11 protein-coding genes are annotated in these 16,848 nt (G+C 73.8%); 5 read left to right on the plus strand and 6 right to left on the minus strand.

Annotation, left to right across the window (positions count from 1 at the left end):
• Positions 1-31: 31 nt before the first annotated feature.
• The 3 genes from WMF44_RS15195 to WMF44_RS15205 form a co-directional block, all read right to left on the minus strand.
• Positions 32-436: a hypothetical protein gene (locus WMF44_RS15195; protein ID WP_437299832.1), complete on the minus strand. Its 405-nt coding sequence runs from the start codon at positions 434-436 to the stop codon at positions 32-34.
• Between the two features lie 148 nt (positions 437-584).
• Positions 585-1,343 carry a CDP-alcohol phosphatidyltransferase family protein gene (locus tag WMF44_RS15200; protein WP_437299833.1) on the minus strand — a complete coding sequence of 253 codons (759 nt, stop codon included), beginning with the start codon at positions 1,341-1,343 and terminating at the stop codon, positions 585-587.
• A gap of 88 nt (positions 1,344-1,431) precedes the next feature.
• Complete coding sequence (locus tag WMF44_RS15205; protein ID WP_437299834.1) at positions 1,432-2,619, minus strand: serine/threonine-protein kinase; 1,188 nt, start codon at positions 2,617-2,619, stop codon at positions 1,432-1,434.
• Positions 2,620-2,694: 75 nt separating this feature from the next.
• Here WMF44_RS15205 and WMF44_RS15210 point away from each other — a divergent pair, with 75 nt between their 5' ends.
• The 4 genes from WMF44_RS15210 (at position 2,695) to WMF44_RS15225 (ending at position 13,267) form a co-directional block, all read left to right on the plus strand.
• Positions 2,695-3,432, plus strand: a complete 738-nt coding sequence (locus WMF44_RS15210) for a 2TM domain-containing protein (RefSeq protein ID WP_437299835.1) — start codon at positions 2,695-2,697, stop codon at positions 3,430-3,432.
• Positions 3,433-3,914: 482 nt separating this feature from the next.
• Positions 3,915-8,351 (plus strand): DEAD/DEAH box helicase, encoded by a 4,437-nt coding sequence (locus WMF44_RS15215; protein WP_437299836.1) that lies wholly within the window; start codon positions 3,915-3,917, stop codon positions 8,349-8,351.
• A 385-nt stretch (positions 8,352-8,736) separates the two neighbouring features.
• Positions 8,737-9,936 carry an efflux RND transporter periplasmic adaptor subunit gene (locus WMF44_RS15220; RefSeq protein WP_437299837.1) on the plus strand — a complete coding sequence of 400 codons (1,200 nt, stop codon included), beginning with the start codon at positions 8,737-8,739 and terminating at the stop codon, positions 9,934-9,936.
• A 1-nt stretch (position 9,937) separates the two neighbouring features.
• Positions 9,938-13,267, plus strand: a complete 3,330-nt coding sequence (locus tag WMF44_RS15225; RefSeq protein WP_437299838.1) for an efflux RND transporter permease subunit — start codon at positions 9,938-9,940, stop codon at positions 13,265-13,267.
• A gap of 27 nt (positions 13,268-13,294) precedes the next feature.
• Here WMF44_RS15225 and WMF44_RS15230 read toward each other — a convergent pair whose 3' ends face one another.
• A complete protein-coding gene (locus WMF44_RS15230) occupies positions 13,295-13,687 on the minus strand; it encodes a DUF423 domain-containing protein (protein WP_437299839.1) in 393 nt (130 codons plus the stop codon).
• A gap of 111 nt (positions 13,688-13,798) precedes the next feature.
• On the opposite strand from WMF44_RS15230, the gene WMF44_RS15235 reads away from it, so the two are divergent.
• The gene (locus tag WMF44_RS15235; protein ID WP_437299840.1) at positions 13,799-14,791 is read left to right on the plus strand and encodes a hypothetical protein; all 993 of its coding nucleotides are present in this window, start codon (positions 13,799-13,801) and stop codon (positions 14,789-14,791) included.
• 69 nt (positions 14,792-14,860) lie between these two features.
• Here WMF44_RS15235 and WMF44_RS15240 read toward each other — a convergent pair whose 3' ends face one another.
• Together WMF44_RS15240 and epmA are read right to left on the minus strand one after the other, a co-directional pair.
• A complete protein-coding gene (locus tag WMF44_RS15240; protein WP_437299841.1) occupies positions 14,861-15,412 on the minus strand; it encodes a hypothetical protein in 552 nt (183 codons plus the stop codon).
• A complete protein-coding gene (gene epmA, locus WMF44_RS15245) occupies positions 15,409-16,740 on the minus strand; it encodes an EF-P lysine aminoacylase EpmA (RefSeq protein ID WP_437299842.1) in 1,332 nt (443 codons plus the stop codon). The genes WMF44_RS15240 and epmA overlap by 4 nt, the downstream gene beginning before the upstream one ends.
• Between the last annotated feature and the right edge of the window lie 108 nt (positions 16,741-16,848).

Here is a 16,848-nt window from a genome sequence, read left to right on the forward strand (position 1 = left end):
AGGGTGCTGCCCTCTCACCGCGGCAGTCGTGCTAGGCGGACTGGTCGAGCTCTCGCAGGATGTCGCGGAGCGCCTGGGCCTCGGCGCGCTCGAGGACCAGGGGCGCCGACACGCACGTGGGCGCGTGGTCGCGATACTCCACGGGCTGGAAGGCGGCGAGCGCACCGGACGCGGTATAGGCGAGATCCAGGCGCACCGCGGAGGTGTCCGGCTCGCCCTCCCCATCCAGGGCGAAGGGGAGCTTCGCGATGGCGGCGAAGTCCCGCCTCTCCAGGGCGGCAGTGAGCGCTCCGATCGGGCAGGTGAAGTAGCGGAACCCTTCTTCCACCTTCTCACCCGTGGGTGTGTACACGGTCTCGCTCAGGATCAGCCATTTGCGGCGGGTGGCGAAGCGAGGGTCGGCGCGCATGAAGTCGGAAAGATCTTGGATCTCCATCGCGCGTTCATACCTCATCCGGGCTCAGGATCTCCACCAGTCCGTCGAGGCGGATCACGCTGCTCTTTCATCGCACACATGAACGCAGGGTGGGTCGTCTCGACGCGCTCGTCCTGGGACATGGCCCCATGGCGGGGGCGATGTGGCGCTACGACCGTCCGAACCTGAGCAGGAGCCCGAGCCAGCCCTTCGCCAGGTAGAGGAGGTTGATCAGCACATACATCCAGAAGAACACGTCGAGCCGGTCCGCGAGCGCGAACGCCCAGATGTGGCTCGGGTAGTGGTTCAGGAAGCGCAGGAACGTCATCACGAGCGCCGCCGCCCGGGCGGCGGGCGACCGGGGCCGCTCCTCCGTGGCGGTCTCGTAATAGGCGGAGACCGAGGTCTCCTTGCCGCTGATCTCCGGGCGGCGGACGAAGTTGGTGAGCGAGATCGCCGAGGCGATCACCGCGACCCCGACGACGCCGGCGAGCAGGAAGCGCGGGTCTCCGCCGGGCCAGCGGCCGCCGTCCAGCCCGAGGCCGCCGGCGCTGAAGAGGCGCATCGAGAGGGCGCCCGAGAGGAGCACCGCCTTGAGCTCGTCCGTGAAGAAGTCGAAGAGGTGGCCCTCCTTCGACGCGAGCTGCTTGTGGCGCGCCAGCATCCCGTCGGCGCAGTCGAGCAGGTAGCTCAGCTCGAGCACGGCGACGGCCACGAGGCCCCCCGCCGCCGTGGGCAGCGCGACGAGCAGCGCCGCCGCGACGACGAACACGGCGAGGTTGAGCAGCGTCACCTGGTTCGGCGTGATCGCGGTCCGCGCGAGGAGCGCGACCACGCCGCCGGCGAGCGGGCGCATCAGGTAGGTGTTGAAGAGCTGATCGTGCTTCTTCCGCGTGGCCAGGTAGATCCGCTTCGCTTCGCCGAGCATGGCCGGCGCATCCTAGCCGAGCGGCTCCCGTCTTGCTCGGGCGGCGGCGGCGCTTTCGACCCGGTCGATGGACCGGCCCGCCGCGCGGTCAGCGCCGCGCCGGGCGCGAGGCGGGTGAGGCCGCGTCGAGCGGCTCGTCGCTCCAGTCGACGGCGATCGAGTCCTCCTTCGCGGCCTCGGGGCGCACCCACTCCTTGGTGATGGATCCGCCGCTCACCGGAGGCTCGTCGCTCCAGTCGACGGCGATGGAGGTCGAGACGCTCGCGGGGTGCATCGCGATCGTGGCGGGCCCCCCGTCGTCCGCGGCGCCCCGCGGCGACGGCTGCTCCCGCAGCGTGATCGCGTCCGGAGCGAGCGCGTGCGCGAACCGCGACGCGCGCGGCGGCGTCTCGCTGCGCAGGAGGGCGCGCACGTCCTCGAGCATCTGGCGCGCGTCGGGGTAGCGCTGATCGCGGTCGAAGGCGAGCGCGCGATCGACGACGAGGCACACGTCGCGCGGCGCGTGCGGCGCGCGCTGCGCGAGCGGCGGCGCCGGCTCCCTGCCCATCTTCAGCAGGAGGTCGAAGTCGGTGCTCGCCTCGTGGACGTGGCGGCCGGCGATCAGCCGGAACATGGTGGCGCCGACCGCGAAGAGGTCGGCGCGGGTGTCGATGTCGCGGCCCTTCGCCTGCTCCGGCGGCATGTAGGGCGTCGTGCCGAGCACCAGGCCCATCCGCGTGAGCTCGCCCTGGAGGCTGGAGTCCTGGCGGATCCGCGCGAGCCCGAAATCGAGGACCTTGATGCGCGGGCCGCCGCCGTGCGCGGGCGAGTCCGCTGGGCCGTCGCCGACGACGTACAGGTTGGGCGGCTTGATGTCGCGGTGGATGATCCCCTGCGCGTGCGCCGCGGCGAGCGTGTCGAGCACCTGCGCGGTGAAGCGGAGCACCTCGGCCAGCGGGAGGCCGCCGAGGCGGCGCTCGCGCTCGGCGAGCGACTCGCCCTCGAGGAGCTCCATCACCAGGAACGGCGCCCCGTCCTCGGCGACGTCGATGTCGCGGATCTCGACGGCGCCCGGGTGGCGGAAGCGGTTCGCGGCCTGGGCCTCGCGCTCGAACCGGTCGCAGATCTCCTTCGATTTCGCGGCCTGCGGGTGCAGGATCTTGAGCGCGTCCCGGCGGCCGATCCGGTGGACGCCGACGTAGACGGCGGCCATGCCGCCCGCGCCGAGCAGCCGCTCCAGCGTCCACTTGTTGCGGATCGTGGTCCCCACGCGTTGTGAGGCGGTTTCGCTGCTCATGGGGTCCTTGCCTTCATGGAAGCGGCGCGGCCGCACGCGGTCAAGCGTATGCTCCGCGCGGTCGCGAGGAGAGCGATGGTGAAACCGGGCAAGCAGAGCGGGCGGCGGTACACCGAGGCCGAGGTGCGGGCCATTTTGGAGCGCGCCCTCCGGGGCGCGCAGGCGCGCGACGTGAGCCACGACGAGCTGGTCGCGGCGGCCGAGGAGATCGGCATCTCCCGGGGCGCGATCGAGGCCGCGTCGCGCGACATCGAGCATGTCCGGGGCGAGGAGGCGGCGCGCGCGGCCCTCCTCGCGCGCCGGCGCAAGGAGTTCCGCGCGCACCTGTTCTCGTACCTCCTCGTGAACGCGTTCCTCTTCGCGGTGAACGCGCTCACGGACGGGCCGTGGTGGTTCTTCTGGCCGCTGCTCGGGTGGGGCCTGGGGCTCGCCTTCCACGCGCTCGGCGCGCTCTCCAGCGACGTGTCCCCGCGGCAGATCCGCCGGGAGGTCGAGCGCAGCGCCGCGCAGGCGCGGAAAGAGCAGCACCGGCGGCTGAAGGAGCAGCGCAGGGTCGAGCGCCTCGAGCGCAAGCAGCGCCTCGAGCAGAGCGCGGAGGACTTCGGGCACGCCGTCGAGGAGGGCGTCGCGACGGTGCTCTCGCGGATCGCGCAGGAGATCCGCGGGAGCGCTCCGCCGCCGGCGCCGGCGCCGGTCGAAGAGGCGCCGCGGAGGCGGCGGATCGAGCCGCTCGACGCGGACGAGGCCGAGTCGGAGGATCTCGGCGAGGAAGGGGCGGATCGCGCGGCCCGGAGAGGCCGCGGCGGGCGCTGAGAGGCGCGCAGGAGGGTGTCGGGACGGCGCAGGCGCTGATTCATGGTTGCGCAGGACACAAGCATGGGGGCGCAGGAGGGCGGCGGGGCTGCGCTGGAGCCGCACAATCCTGATGCGGGACACTGAAATGCGTGTGCAGGAGGGGCGGCGGGGCTGCATTGGAGGGGCGCGGAGCTGCGCAGGAGGGGCGGCGGGGTTGCATAGGGGAGGCGGCGGGGCTGCATTGGAGGGGTGCGGAGCTGCGCAGGAGGGGCGGCGGGGCTGCATAGGAGAGGCGGCGGGGCTGCATTGGAGGGGCGCGGAGCTGCGCAGGGATGCTGGAGGCGAAGCGCGCCACCCGGAGAACCCGACAGGCATCTGTCGATTTCTTTCGTCGAGCGCTCGCCCAGGTCGCGGCGGGCCTTCGCCCAGCGCCGCTCCCCCACGCCGACCGCCGCCCCTCTCGCTTCCGCCTCACCCCCCGGCCGGCTACCCTCGACGGGATGTTTCACCCCGTCGTCGACCGGTGGTTTCGTGACCGCTTCGGCGCCCCCGCCCCCGCCCAGGAGCGCGCCTGGCCGGTCATCGCGGCCGGCCGCGACGCGCTGATCAGCGCGCCGACCGGCGCCGGCAAGACGCTCGCGGCCTTCCTCTTCTGCCTCGACCGGCTCGTCCGCGACGCGGCGCGTGGCGCGCTCGAGGACCGCACCGACGTCCTTTACATCTCGCCGCTGAAGGCGCTCTCCCACGACGTCCACCGCAACCTCGAGCAGCCGATCGCCGAGATCTCGGCGGCCATGGAGGCGGCGGGCCTGCCCGCGCCGGGCATCCGGGCCCTCGTGCGGACCGGCGACAGCCCCGCGCAGGAGCGGCGCGCCATGGCGGCCCGGCCGCCGCACGTGCTCGTCACGACGCCGGAGTCCGCGTTCATCCTGCTGACCAGCGCGTCGGGGCGGCGGGCGCTCTCCGGGGTGCGCACCGTGATCCTCGACGAGGTCCACGCGATCGCCGGCGACAAGCGCGGCGCCCACCTCGCGCTCTCGCTCGAGCGGCTCGAGGACCTCGTGGTCGGCCAGGGCGGCGCCCGGCCGCAGCGCGTGGGGCTCAGCGCCACGGTCCGCCCCATCGAGATCGCCGCCCGGCTCGTCTCTGGTGCGCGCGCGCTGCCCCAGATCGTCGATGTAGGGCAGCGGCGGGATCTCGATCTCGCCATCGAGGTGCCCCGCGACGAGCTCGGCGCGGTCTGTACGCACGAGCAGTGGACCGAGATCTACGACCGCATCGCGGCGCTCGCCGAGGGAGCGCGGTCGACCCTGGTGTTCGTGAACACGCGCCGCCTCGTCGAGCGGGTCGCGCACGCGCTCGGCGCGCGGCTCGGCGAGGACGTCGTGGCGGCCCACCACGGGAGCCTCTCGCGGGCCCGGCGGCTCTCGGCGGAGCGGCGCCTCAAGGCCGGGGAGCTCCGGGTCGTCGTCGCGACGGCGTCGCTCGAGCTCGGCATCGACGTCGGCGCGGTCGACCTCGCCTGCCTCGTCGGCTCGCCGCGGTCGATCAACGTCGCCCTCCAGCGCATCGGCCGCTCGGGCCACGCCCTCGCCGCGACGCCGCGCGGGCGGCTCTTCCCGCTGACGCGCGACCAGCTCGTCGAGTGCGCGGCGATCGTGCGCGCGGCGCGCCGCGGCGAGCTCGATCGGATGACGTCGCGCGAGGGCCCGCTCGACGTGCTCGCGCAGCAGATCATCGCCGCGTGCGCGTGCGAGGAACGGGACCAAGAGGGGCTCTACGCGCTCGTCCGAAGGGCCGCGCCTTATGAAGGCCTCTCGCGCCGCGACTTCGACGCGGTGGTCGCCATGGTCTCCGGCGGCGCCGCCGCGGCGGACGACGGCGCGTCCGCGGCCCGCGGCGCGCGGCAGCGGGCCGGGTCGCTCGTCTACCGCGACGCGATCGGCGGCCGGCTGCGCGGGCGGCGCGGCGCGCGGCTCGCGGCGCTCACCTCGGGCGGGGCGATCCCCGACATCGCGGCCGTCGACGTGGTGGTGCAGCCCGATGGCACCAAGGTCGGCACGCTCGACGAGGATTTCGCGATCGAGTCGTCCGGGGGCGACGTCTTCCTGCTGGGCAACACCTCCTGGCGGGTGCTCCGGCTGGAGGGCGGCCAGATGTGGGTCGAGGACGCCCACGGCGCCGCGCCGACGGTGCCGTTCTGGCTCGGGGAGGCGCCGGCGCGCACGCCGGAGCTCTCGGCCGAGGTCGCCGCGCTCCGCGCCGAGGTCGCCGCGCGCCTCGACGAGGAGCGGGCCGATGGGGCGCGGCCGGCGGCCGAGCGGGGTCAGGGCGGCGAGGAGGCGCGGGCGGCGTGGTCCCGGGCGGCGCGCTGGCTCATGGAGGCGTGCGCGCTCGACGCGCGCGGGGCGCTGCTCGTGCGCGACTACATCGAGGCGGGGCGCGCGGCGCTCGGCGCGGTCCCGGGCGGCGCGACCGTCGTGGTCGAGCGCTTCTTCGACGAGGCCGGGGGGCAGCAGATCGTCGTCCATACGCCGCTCGGCGGCCGCGTGAACCGCGCGCTCGGGCTCGCGCTGCGCAAGCGCTTCTGCCGCTCGTTCGACTTCGAGCTCCAGGCGGCGGCGACCGACGACGGCGTGCTGCTCTCGCTTTCGGCGGAGCACGGGATCCCGATCGACGAGGTGCTCGATCTGGTCCGCCCCGAGGGCCTCGAGGAGGTGCTCGTCCAGGCAGCTCTCCAGGGCCCGATGTTCCGCACGCGCTTCCGCTGGGCCGCGTCCCGCGCGCTCGCGCTGCTCCGGTTCCGCGGGGGCCGGCGGGTGCCGCCGGCGCTCCAGCGCATGCGCGCCGACGACCTCCTGCTCTCGATCTTCCCCGAGCAGCAGGGCTGCCAGGACAACCACGGGCTCTTCGCGCACGTCGATCCGCCGGATCACCCGCTCGTCCGCGAGGCGCTGCGCGACTGCCTGACCGAGCTGATGGATGTCGAGGGGCTGCGCGCGCTGCTCGTCGGCCTGCGCAGCGGCGCGATCCGCGTCGTCGCGCTCGACACGCCGGAGCCGAGCGTCTTCTCGCACGAGATCCTGAACGCGAACCCGTATGCGTTCCTCGACGACGCCCCGCTGGAGGAGCGCCGCGCGAGGGCGGTCCGGGTGCGGCGCGGGCTCCCGGCGGAGGTCGCCGAGCGGCTGGGCGGGCTCGATCCGGCGGTCGTCGCCGAGGTGGTCGCCGAGGCGCGGCCGGACGTGCGCGACGCGGACGAGCTGCACGAGCTCCTGCTCGACCGGGTCGCGCTCCCCGCGGAGGAGGGGGTCCGGAGCGGCCTCGCGAGGCACTTCGAGGCGCTCTGCGCCGCGGGGCGCGCGGCCGAGGTGGGCGCTGCTCCCGGCGCGGCCGTGCCGCGCGCGCCGCGCTGGGTGGCGACCGAGCGGCGGCCGCTTGTCGAGGTGATCTGGCCGGAGGCGGTGTTCGCGCCCGACGTCGCGGTGCCGCCCGCCGTGCGCGGGGCCGCCGGGGCGGTCGATCGGGGCGCCGCGATCACGGCGCTCGTCCGCGGCTTCCTGAGCGCCGCGGGGCCGATCTCGACCGAGGATCTCGCGTCGCGGCTCGACGTGCCCGCCTACGAGGCGCAGTCCGCGCTCGCGCGGATCGAGCTCGCCGGCGGCGCGCTGCGCGGGCGCTTCCTGCCGGGCGCGCCGCCGCGGCCGTCGCAGGCCGCCGCAGGCGGCGGCGATCTGTCGCAGGCCGCCGCGGGTGGCGGCCATCTGTCGATCGAGTGGTGCGATCGCCATCTCCTCGCCCGCATCCACCGCCGCACCGTCTCCGGCCTGCGCAAGGCGATCGAGCCCGCGACCGCGGCGGAGCTCCTCCGGTTCCTCCTGGCGTGGCAGGGCGTGCGGCCGGGCACCCAGGCGCGCGGGCCGGGGGGCCTCGGGCGGGTGATCGAGCAGCTGCAGGGCTTCGAGCTCGCCGCCGGCGCGTGGGAGCAGGCGGTGCTGCCCGCGCGCGTGGCTGGCTACAGCGAGGGGCTGCTCGACGCGCTCTGCCTGTCCGGCGAGGTGGCGTGGGGCCGCGTGGTCCCGCGCGACGCGGCGGCGCCCACGCGCGCGGCGCCGATCACGCTGGCGCTGCGCCGCGATCTCCCGTGGCTCCTCGCGCCTCGGGAGGCCGAGGGCGCGCCGCCGCCGGCGTCGCTCTCCGAGGCGGCGCAGGGCGTGCTGTCGTTCCTGACGCGCGCCGGCGCGTCGTTCTTCGACGACCTCGCTGCAGGCGCGGGCCGCTCCCGGGACGAGGTCGAGGAGGCGCTCTGGGAGCTCGTCGCCGCGGGGCTCGTGACCGGCGACGGCTTCGCGGCGCTGCGCTCGCTGCTCGGCGGCGGCGCGGCCGTCGCGCTGGGCGCGGGCCGCCTGCGCGGCGGGGCGCGGCGGGGCGGCCCCGTCGCGTCGGGCAGGTGGTCGCTCCTGCGATCGCGCCCGGACGCGTTCGCGCCCGCTGCCGACGACGCCGGCGAGGGCCCTGATGCTGTCGAGGCGCTCGCGCACCAGTACCTCCGCCGCTACGGCGTGGTCTGTCGCGAGCTGCTCGCGCGCGAGCCGCGGCCGCCCGCGTGGCGCGACCTCCTCCGGGTCTACCGGCGGCTCGAGATGGCGGGTCAGCTCCGGGGAGGGCACCTCGTCGCCGGCTTCGCGGGCGAGCATTTCGCGCTGCCCGAGGCGCTCGACGCGCTCCGCGCCGTCCGGCGAGAGCCCCTGTCCGGCGAGATCGTGCAGCTCTCGGCGTGCGACCCGCTGAACCTGGTCGGCATCGTCACGCCGGGGCCGCGGGTGCCGGCCACGCTCGGGAACGTGGTCATCTACCGCGACGGCGTGCCGCTCCTGCCCGTGGCCGCGGCCGCGCCGGGACAGGCGATGTCCGCTGCCGCGGGAGCAGCGATGTGAGGGCGACGACCCAGCCTTCTCGCCTCGCCAGCGGAGAGAATTCAACGCCAAGGCGCCAAGACGCCAAGGCGCAAGAATGCACGACGATCGTTCTTTCGTTTGCGCCTTTGCGCCTTGGCGTCTTGGCGTTGAATTCTCTCTCCGGATCTCTGGCCGGACTCCTGCGGCGCCGATCGACCACCCCGTAGTCGCTCATGCGAAGCGGACACCGCTGCAGCGTGCCCACGCGCACGTTGCGCTCCAACCCTGATGCCGTCAATATCCTGCGGCGAACACGCGCTCGGGGGGGCGTTCCTGGTCATCTGAGGCCGCCGCCATGTGGACTGTCCTTTCCGAGCTTCGCCAGCCCGAAAACTCCCGTCACCGCGCCTCCGGCCCGCCAAGGGTGCTCTGGACATCGGCGGTCGCGTTCGCGGCCGCTCTGCAGTGCCTCGCGTGCAATCAGGGAGCGTCCCAGCCCGGCGGCGCGAAGGCGGAGAAGCCTGCGGCCAGCGTCAAGGAGGTGACGCTCGCCCCCGTGACGGAGCTCGTCATGGAGCAGGCCGTCGACATCTCGGGGACCCTCGACGCCGACGAGCAGGTGACGCTCGGGGCCAAGGTGGCCGGGCGCCTCGCCTCGATCTCGGTCGACCTGGCGAGCCCGGTCCAGCGGGATCAGGTCATCGCTCAGCTGGAGGCGCGGGACTACGAGCTGCGCATCGAGCAGGCCACGGCCGCGCTGGCGCAGAGCCGCGCCCAGCTCGGCTTGCCCCCGGACGGGCCCGACAGCGAGCTCGACATCGAGGGCACGGCGGTCGTGAGGCAGGCCCTCGCGACGCTCAAGGAAGCGCAGGCCAACCAGGTCCGGGCGCGGGGGCTCGCCAGGGAAGGGCTGATGTCGGGCATGGACCTCGACGCGGCCGAGGCGGCGGCGGTCCGCGCGGAGACCGCCGTGCAGTCGGCGCGGGAGGAGGTGCGCATCCGCGAGGCCGCCGTCCGCCAGCGGCGCTCCGAGCTGCGCATGGCGCGGCAGCAGCTCGCCGACACCCTGGTGCGGTCGCCGCTCGATGGCGTCGTCCAGGTGCGGAGAGCGAACGTCGGCCAGTACCTCGCCGCGGGGGCGCCGATCGTGGACGTCGTCCGGATCGACCCGCTGCGGCTGCGCGTGGCCATCCCCGAGCTCGAGGCGGCCGGCGTGCGCGCGGGCCAGCCCGTGCGCGTGACCCTCCCGGGAGACAGCGCCGCCTATCCGGGGACGGTCGCGCGCCTCGCGCCCGCGCTCGACCCGCAGAGCCGCACCCTGCTCGTGGAGAGCGACATCAAGAACCCCGGCCACCTGCGGCCGGGGAGCCTCGTCAGCGCGCAGATCGTCGTGAGCTCGAGGCCGGTGCCGACCGTGCCGGCGACCGCCGTCGTCCGGTTCGCCGGCCTCGCGAAGGTCATCACGGTCGAGGAAGGCAAGGCGAAGGAGAAGCAGGTCACCACCGGAAAGACGTCGGGGGATCGGGTCGAGATCGTGTCCGGCGTCGCGGTGGGGGAGTCCGTCGTCGCAAAGCCCGGGTCGCTCCAGCAGGGGCAGCCGGTGCGCGTGGTGGAGGGGGGCTAGGGTGCAAGCGCTCGCCAGGATCTGCATCCAGCGGCCCGTCTTCGCCGCCATGCTGACGCTCGCCCTCGTGGTGGTCGGCGCCGTGGCCTACTTCAAGCTGGGCGTGGATCGCTTCCCCGCCGTGGACCTGCCGACGGTCTCGGTCCGCACCACGCTCCCCGGCGGCGCGCCCGAGGACGTCGAGTCGGAGATCTCCGAGGAGATCGAGGCGGCGGTCAACACCGTCGAGGGGATCGCCGAGCTCCGCTCGATCTCGACGGGCGGCACCTCCGTCGTCGTCGCCACCTTCAACCTCGACCGGGACATCGACTCGGCGGCGCAGGACGTCCGCGATCGCGTGCAGGCGGCGCTGCGCCGCCTCCCGGTGGGCACCGATCCGCCCGTCATCGCGAAGCAGGACAACGACTCGACCCCTGTCATGTCGATCGCCCTCTCGGCCGATCGCTCGATCCGGGAGCTCACCGAGGTGGCCGACAAGCTCGTGCGGGTGCAGCTCGAGCGGTCGTCGGGCGTCGGCGAGGTGCGCGTCGTGGGCGGGCAGCAGCGCGCCATCAAGATCTGGCTGAACGCCGACCGCCTCGCCGCGTACGGCCTGCCGATCACCGCCGTCCGCGACGCGATCGTGCAGCAGAACGCGAACATCCCCGCGGGCAACGTCACGGGGAAGGAGGAGGAGCGGACGCTGCGCACGATGGGCCGCATCGAGGACGCGGGCGCGTTCAACGACCTGGTCGTCGCCACCGTCGACGGGCGGCCCGTCCGGGTGCGCGACATCGGCCGCGCCGAGGACGGCACCTACGAGCAGCGGTCGCTGGCCCGCCTCGACGGCAAGCCCACCGTCGTCCTCGACGTCGTGCGGCAGTCGGGCGCCAACACCGTCGCGGTGATCGAGGCCGTGAAGGCGAACCTGGCGAAGCTGTCCGAGCAGATGCCCGAGGACGTGCGATTAGAGGTGATCCGCGATCAGTCGGGCTACATCTACACGGCGCTGCACGAGATCAACGTGCACCTCGTCCTCGGCAGCATCCTCGCGTGCGCGGTGGTCCTGCTCTTCATGCGGTCGTGGCGGTCCACGATCATCGCGGGCGTCGCGATCCCGACGTCGGTCGTCGCGACGTTCGGCATGATGTGGCTGCTCGACTTCACGCTGAACAGCGTGACGATGCTGGCGCTCGTGCTGATGGTGGGCATCGTCATCGACGACGCCATCGTCGTCCTCGAGAACATCTTCCGCTTCGTCGAGGAGAAGAAGATGGACTCCTTCGAGGCGGCCAGGGCCGCGACGCAGGAGATCGGGCTCGCCGTGCTCGCGACGACGCTGTCGCTCGTCGTCATCTTCGTCCCCGTCTCGTTCATGTCGTCGATCTCGGGGCGGTTCCTGTTCCAGTTCGGGATCACGGCCACGGTCGCGATCCTCGTGAGCCTGCTCGTCAGCTTCACGCTGACCCCGATGATGAGCGCGCGCCTGCTCCGCGAGGAGGGCGCCCGCGCGCACGGGGCGGGGGAGGCGGGAGCGCACGGCGGCGGGGGCGGGGCGGTGACGCGGGAGGGCTTCTACGGGAGGCTCGAGGCCAGGTACACGCGCGCCCTCGCGTTCGCGATGCGGCACCGGGCGCTCGTCGCCGTCTCGGGCGCGCTGGTGATGGCGTCGGCCGTGCCGCTCTACGGCCTCGTGAAGCAGGAGTACATCCCCTCGGGCGCGGACGACGCGCAGTTCGAGATCCGCGTCACGGCCCCGCTCAGCGCGAGCATCGGCGCGATGGACGACGTGATGCGGCAGATCAGCGACGACGTCCGCGGGGTGCGCGGGGTGCGGAGCGTGCTCGCCACCGCGGGCGGCGGCTTCGTGGGCGGCGTCAGCGCGGGCGAGGCCTTCGTGCGGATCGCCCCGCACGACGAGCGCACGTTCTCCCTGACACGGCTGCTCCGGGAGACGTTCTCCGGCCATCCGTGGCGCGCCTTCAAGGACAACTACTCGCAGAAGGACGTGATGCAGGAGGTGCGGCGCAAGCTGCGCAAGTACTCCGATCTCCGGATCTCGGTGCGCAACGTGCCGTCGTTCAACATCGGCGGCGGGAACTTCGAGATCGACTTCGCGATCCAGGGCCCCGACATCGAGCAGCTCGAGCGTTATGCGAACGAGCTCCGCGAGCGCTCCGCGCAGCTCGGCGGCATCGTGGACGCCGACGTGACGCTGAAGATCGACCGGCCGGAGCTCCGGGTGCTCATCGAGCGCGATCGCGCGGCGCAGCTCGGGGTCCGGACGCAGGACATCGCGACCGCGCTGCGCCTGATGGTGGGCGGAGATCAGGCGGTCTCGCGCTTCCGGGACGAGGCCGAGAACGAGAACTACGACGTGCAGCTGCGCCTCATGGAGGAGGATCGCGATCGGGTGGCGGCCGTCCGCCGCCTGTACGTGCCCCGGACGGCGCGCGCGCAGGCCGCGCCGCAGCCGGGCGGCGCCGGCGGCGCCGGCGGTGCGGCGGCGCCCTCGGCCGGGACGCCGTTGCTCCGGGGCGACCTTGTGCGCCTCGACAACCTGGTGCGCATCGAGGAGGCGAGGAGCCCGTCGCGCATCGACCGGCTCGATCGCCAGCGGGTGTCGAGCCTGCGCGCCGGCGTCGCCCCCGGCTACGCGCTGGCCGACCGGCTGGAGGCGCTGCGCGGCGCCGCCCGGGAGATGGACATGCCCGCGGCGTACACGACGAGCGTGCGCGGCCGCGGCGCGGAGCTCGAGCGCACGTTCGGCGAGTTCATCTGGGCGTTCCTCCTCTCGATCGTGCTCATGTACATGATCCTGGCGTCGCAGTTCGAGAGCCTCGTGCACCCGGTGACGATCCTGCTCTCGCTGCCGCTGTCGGTGCCGTTCGCGCTGCTCAGCCTGTGGGCGACCGGGAACACGCTGAACCTGTACTCTGCGCTCGGCTTCCTCGTGCTGTTCGGCGTGGTGAAGAAGAACTCGATCCTCCAGGTCGACCACATGAACAAGCTGCGGAGCGAGGGCGTGCCGCGCGAGGAGGCGATCCTCCAGGCGAACCGCGATCGGCTGCGGCCCATCCTGATGACCACGCTGGCCCTGGTCGCGGGCATGCTCCCGCTCTGGCTGGGCACGGGGCCCGGGGCCGAGGAGCGCCAGACGATCGCCGTCGTGGTCATCGGCGGCCAGTCCCTGAGCCTGCTGCTCACCCTGATCGTCACGCCGGTCTCGTACTCGCTGCTCGACGATCTCGCGCGCAGCGAGCGCTGGGGGCGGGTCCGGTCCCGCGTGGCCTCCCTCCGCGAGCGCGCGTCGGCGCGGTTCGGCCGGCTCTTCGCGCGCAGGACGACGTAGGCGCGGCGGCGCCCGCCGCCGGGCGCCTCAGCCCTTCGCCATCCCGAGCGCGGCCACGGCCACCGCGCCCCAGCCCGCGAGCAGGAGCAGCCCGCCGAGCGGCGTGACCATGCCGAGGACGCGGACGCCGGTCACGGTCATCACGTAGAGGCTGCCGGAGAAGAGGAGCACGCCGCCCGCGAAGCAGAAGCCGGCGACGGTCGCCGCGACGCCGCCGGTGCGCGCGGCGAGGTGGGCGGCGAGCGCCAGCGCGAGCGCGTGGGCGAGGTGGTACTGGGCGCCCGTTTGCCACCAGGAGAGGCGCAGCGCGCCGTCCGGCTCCGCGTCGAGCGTCGCCTTGAGCCCGTGGGCGCCGAAGGCGCCGAGCGCCACCGCGAGGAACCCGTAAACGCCCGAGAGCAGGAAGAAGAGACGTTCCATCGGGCGCGGAGCTTAGCCGATGGCCGGAGCCCGTCACGGGGGCGCTAGGCGCCCGCGCAACTGCGGCGGGCTCGCGCCGATGTTCGAGGTGCAGGAGGACGGTCCGTCGACATGGGCAAGCGAGGCCGCAGGCGTCGAAAGGAGAACACGAGACAGGACGACGAGCAGGACGACGTCGATCTGATCCTCCGCCACGTATCGCGGCAATTCCCGCACGACGTCGCGCGCGCTCTGCTCGGCGCGGCCGGGCCCATCGAGCCGCTGGGCTGGGTCGACACGCAGGTCACCGGCCGCCGGCGGCGGCTCGATCGGGCGCTCGCCGTGAAGGTGGGCGGCGAGCGGCGGCTGCTCCACGCCGAGTGGACGCTGGCGATGAGCGAGGAAATTCCGTTCCGCGTGTTCGAGTACCATTGCCTGACGGCGCTGGCGGTGGCGGACGAGGCGCGGGCGAGCGAGGGCGCCCCGGCTCGGCAACCCACGCCGATCGACAGCGTGGTGGTGGTCCTTTCTGGCCGGGAAGCGCCGTGGCCGACGCACGGCGCGTATCGGACATCGTCACCGGACGAGCCGTTCTCCGGCGTGCAGTTCCGTATCGAGGCAGTCTATCAGCGGACGGTGGCCGAGCTGGCGGCGCGGGGAAGCCCGTTCTGGCTGATCTTTACACCGCTGGCAGCGGATGCGGATCGCAGCAAGCTGAACCAGGTAATCGAGGAGCTCCGGGCCTGCTCCGGCGAGCGTCAGTTCGGGGAGCTCGGAGCAGCGATGGTGGCCCTGGCCGAAGCAGACACGCGTGAGCGGGGTCTCGCCGACGTGGTAAAGTCGCTGCTGCCGCGGGAGGTCGTGATGCAGAACTCGATTTACAGGGAAGGCAAGGCGGCCGGGCTCAAGGAAGGGCTGGAGAAGGGCCTAGAAAAGGGGCTGGAGAAGGGCCTCGCGCTGCTCGCGCACCAGGTCGAGCGGCGACTGGGGCGCCCGCTCTCCGCAGCGGAGCGAAGCCGGCTCCACGAGCGCCTGCACGCAGAAGGCCCGGAGAAGGTGGGCGACGTGGTGCTCGACCTCTCCGCAGCCGATCTTTCGATGTGGCTCACAGCCACGGCCTCTTGACCGTCCAGCGGGCCACCCACCGCGCACTCGGCCGGCCAGCGCCGCGCGCCCACCCGAGCGCGCGGCGCTTCAGCCACCCGCCGCCCGCCGCCGCGGGAAGATCGTCCCCCGGATCTCCGCCATCGACGCGCCGAACGTCGTCGCGAGCCGGCCGAGGACGAGGCGGTTCAGCCGGCCGTCCGGCGGCGCCCTGACGGCGATCACGAACGCGACGTCGACGGCGGTGCCGGCGTGCCTCGCCGCCCGCTCCGCGAGCGCCGCCGCGGCGACGTCGGACAGCTCCTCACGACGCGCGACGCGGATCTTCACGTAGAGCGCCGCCCGCATCAGCGTGTGATAGCCGTGCATCCACGCCATCCAGCGCTCCTCCGGGCCCCCGGCGAGGGCCCGTGAGAGCGCGTCGCGGCGCCGCTCGATCTCGTCGAGGGGCAGGTTGTCGAGCTCGTTCAGCGCGCCGGGGAACTCCCCCGCGAGCGCGCGGAACACCTCCTTGCCCGGGATCGGCTCCCCGGCCGCCCGCGCGCGCCGGAGCTCCGCGAGGGTGAGGTACTTGCGGGCGAGCTGCGACAGGACCTCCGGGGAGAGGCGCGCGTCGCCGTCGGGGACCCCCGCGCCGGTCACAGCCAGCCGTGAGGGAACGCGAGGACGTCGCCGATCGACGGGGCGCCGAGGCACAGCGCGACGAGGCGATCGACCCCGAGCGCGTTGCCCGCCGCGGGCGGCATCCCCTCCTCGAGCGCGTCGAGGAAGCGCTCGTCGATCGGATAGACCGGCTTGCCCTGGGCGGCCCGCGCCGCCTGATCGGCGAGGAGCCGCGCGCGCTGCTCGACCGGGTCGGTGAGCTCGCCGAAGCCGTTGCAGAGCTCGACGCCCGCGACATACAGCTCGAACCGCTCGCAGACCCGCGGATCGCCCGGCTTGAGCCGCGCGAGCGACGCGAACGGCGCGGGGAAATCGACGAGGAACACCGGGTGGGGCAGCGCGGCGATCGCCGGCTCCACCGCGTCCACGAGCAGGCGGAAGAACCGCTCCTCGTCGCTCGACGCGAGCGCGATCGCGTCGTCCGCGGGCACGCCCGCCCAGCGCGCGAACGCCTCGCCGATCGAGATCCGCGGGAACGGCCGCTCCAAACGTACCTGCTTGCCGGACGTCGAGATCGTGCCCTCCGCGCCGAGCGCGCCCGCGACGCGCTGCACGATCGCCTCGGTGTCGGCCATCACCTCGTCCACGCCGGCGAAGGCGCGGTACCATTCGAGCATCGTGAACTCCGGGTTGTGCCTGTCCCCGAGCTCCCCGCGCCGGAAGCAGCGCGCGAGCTGGAAGCAGCGCGGGACGCCCCCCGAGAGCAGCCGCTTCATCTGGTACTCCGGGCTCGTGATCAGGAACGTCGGGCGCGCCGCCTGCACCGCGAACGCGTCGAGGTGCAGGTCGAGCCCGGGGGAGGGGACCATGCTCGGCGTCTCCACCTCGAGGAAGCCGCGCTCGGCGAACAGCGCCCGCACCGCGCCGAGCGCCGCCGCGCGCCGGGCGAGCGCCGCGCCGCGCCCGCGATGGATCGCGCGCTCCGTCTCGCTCGACGGCGGCGCCGCGGCGCCCGCGCGCGCCCGCGGCGGCCTCCGGGGCGCGATCCGCTCGACGAGCCGCGCGGACGCGAGCGCGCGGTCGGCCGGCGCCGGCGCCGGCGCCGGCGCGCCCTCGACGATCGCGAGATCACCGACCTCGAGCGGCGGCGCGAGCGCGCCCTCGAGCGCGACGCGCAGCGCGCCGAACGCGTCGCCGAGGACGACCGCGCCCTCCGCGACCTCGAGCACGCGGCCGCCGACGCGAACCCTGCCGGGCAGCGGCGCACCGGAGGGACCGGCGGGGCACGGGGGACAGGCGGAGACGATGTCGCTCGGGGCGAACGTCGCCGGGAATCCAATGGAGGTGTTTGTTTCAGAGAGAGCCACGGGAGCCTGCGTTGAAGGTGCCGGAGACATACCACGCAGGTTGACCAGGGAGGTCACGTAACGAGGCAATCACGGCCACAACTCCCTGATTTTCCGCGAGGACGTCGC

The organism is Sorangium sp. So ce426 (assembly GCF_051475585.1).
GTDB classification, from domain to species: Bacteria; Myxococcota_A; Polyangia; order Polyangiales; family Polyangiaceae; genus Sorangium; species Sorangium cellulosum_B.

What these genes read in the sequence shown, in the direction of transcription:
- WMF44_RS15210 (WP_437299835.1), top strand. Translation starts at nt 2,695, where the DNA reads ATGGTGAAACCGGGCAAGCAGAGCGGGCGGCGGTACACCGAGGCCGAG.
- WMF44_RS15235 (WP_437299840.1), top strand. Translation starts at nt 13,799, where the DNA reads ATGGGCAAGCGAGGCCGCAGGCGTCGAAAGGAGAACACGAGACAGGAC.
- WMF44_RS15230 (WP_437299839.1), bottom strand. Translation starts at nt 13,687, where the DNA reads ATGGAACGTCTCTTCTTCCTGCTCTCGGGCGTTTACGGGTTCCTCGCG.
- WMF44_RS15215 (WP_437299836.1), top strand. Translation starts at nt 3,915, where the DNA reads ATGTTTCACCCCGTCGTCGACCGGTGGTTTCGTGACCGCTTCGGCGCC.
- WMF44_RS15205 (WP_437299834.1), bottom strand. Translation starts at nt 2,619, where the DNA reads ATGAGCAGCGAAACCGCCTCACAACGCGTGGGGACCACGATCCGCAAC.
- WMF44_RS15200 (WP_437299833.1), bottom strand. Translation starts at nt 1,343, where the DNA reads ATGCTCGGCGAAGCGAAGCGGATCTACCTGGCCACGCGGAAGAAGCAC.
- WMF44_RS15195 (WP_437299832.1), bottom strand. Translation starts at nt 436, where the DNA reads ATGGAGATCCAAGATCTTTCCGACTTCATGCGCGCCGACCCTCGCTTC.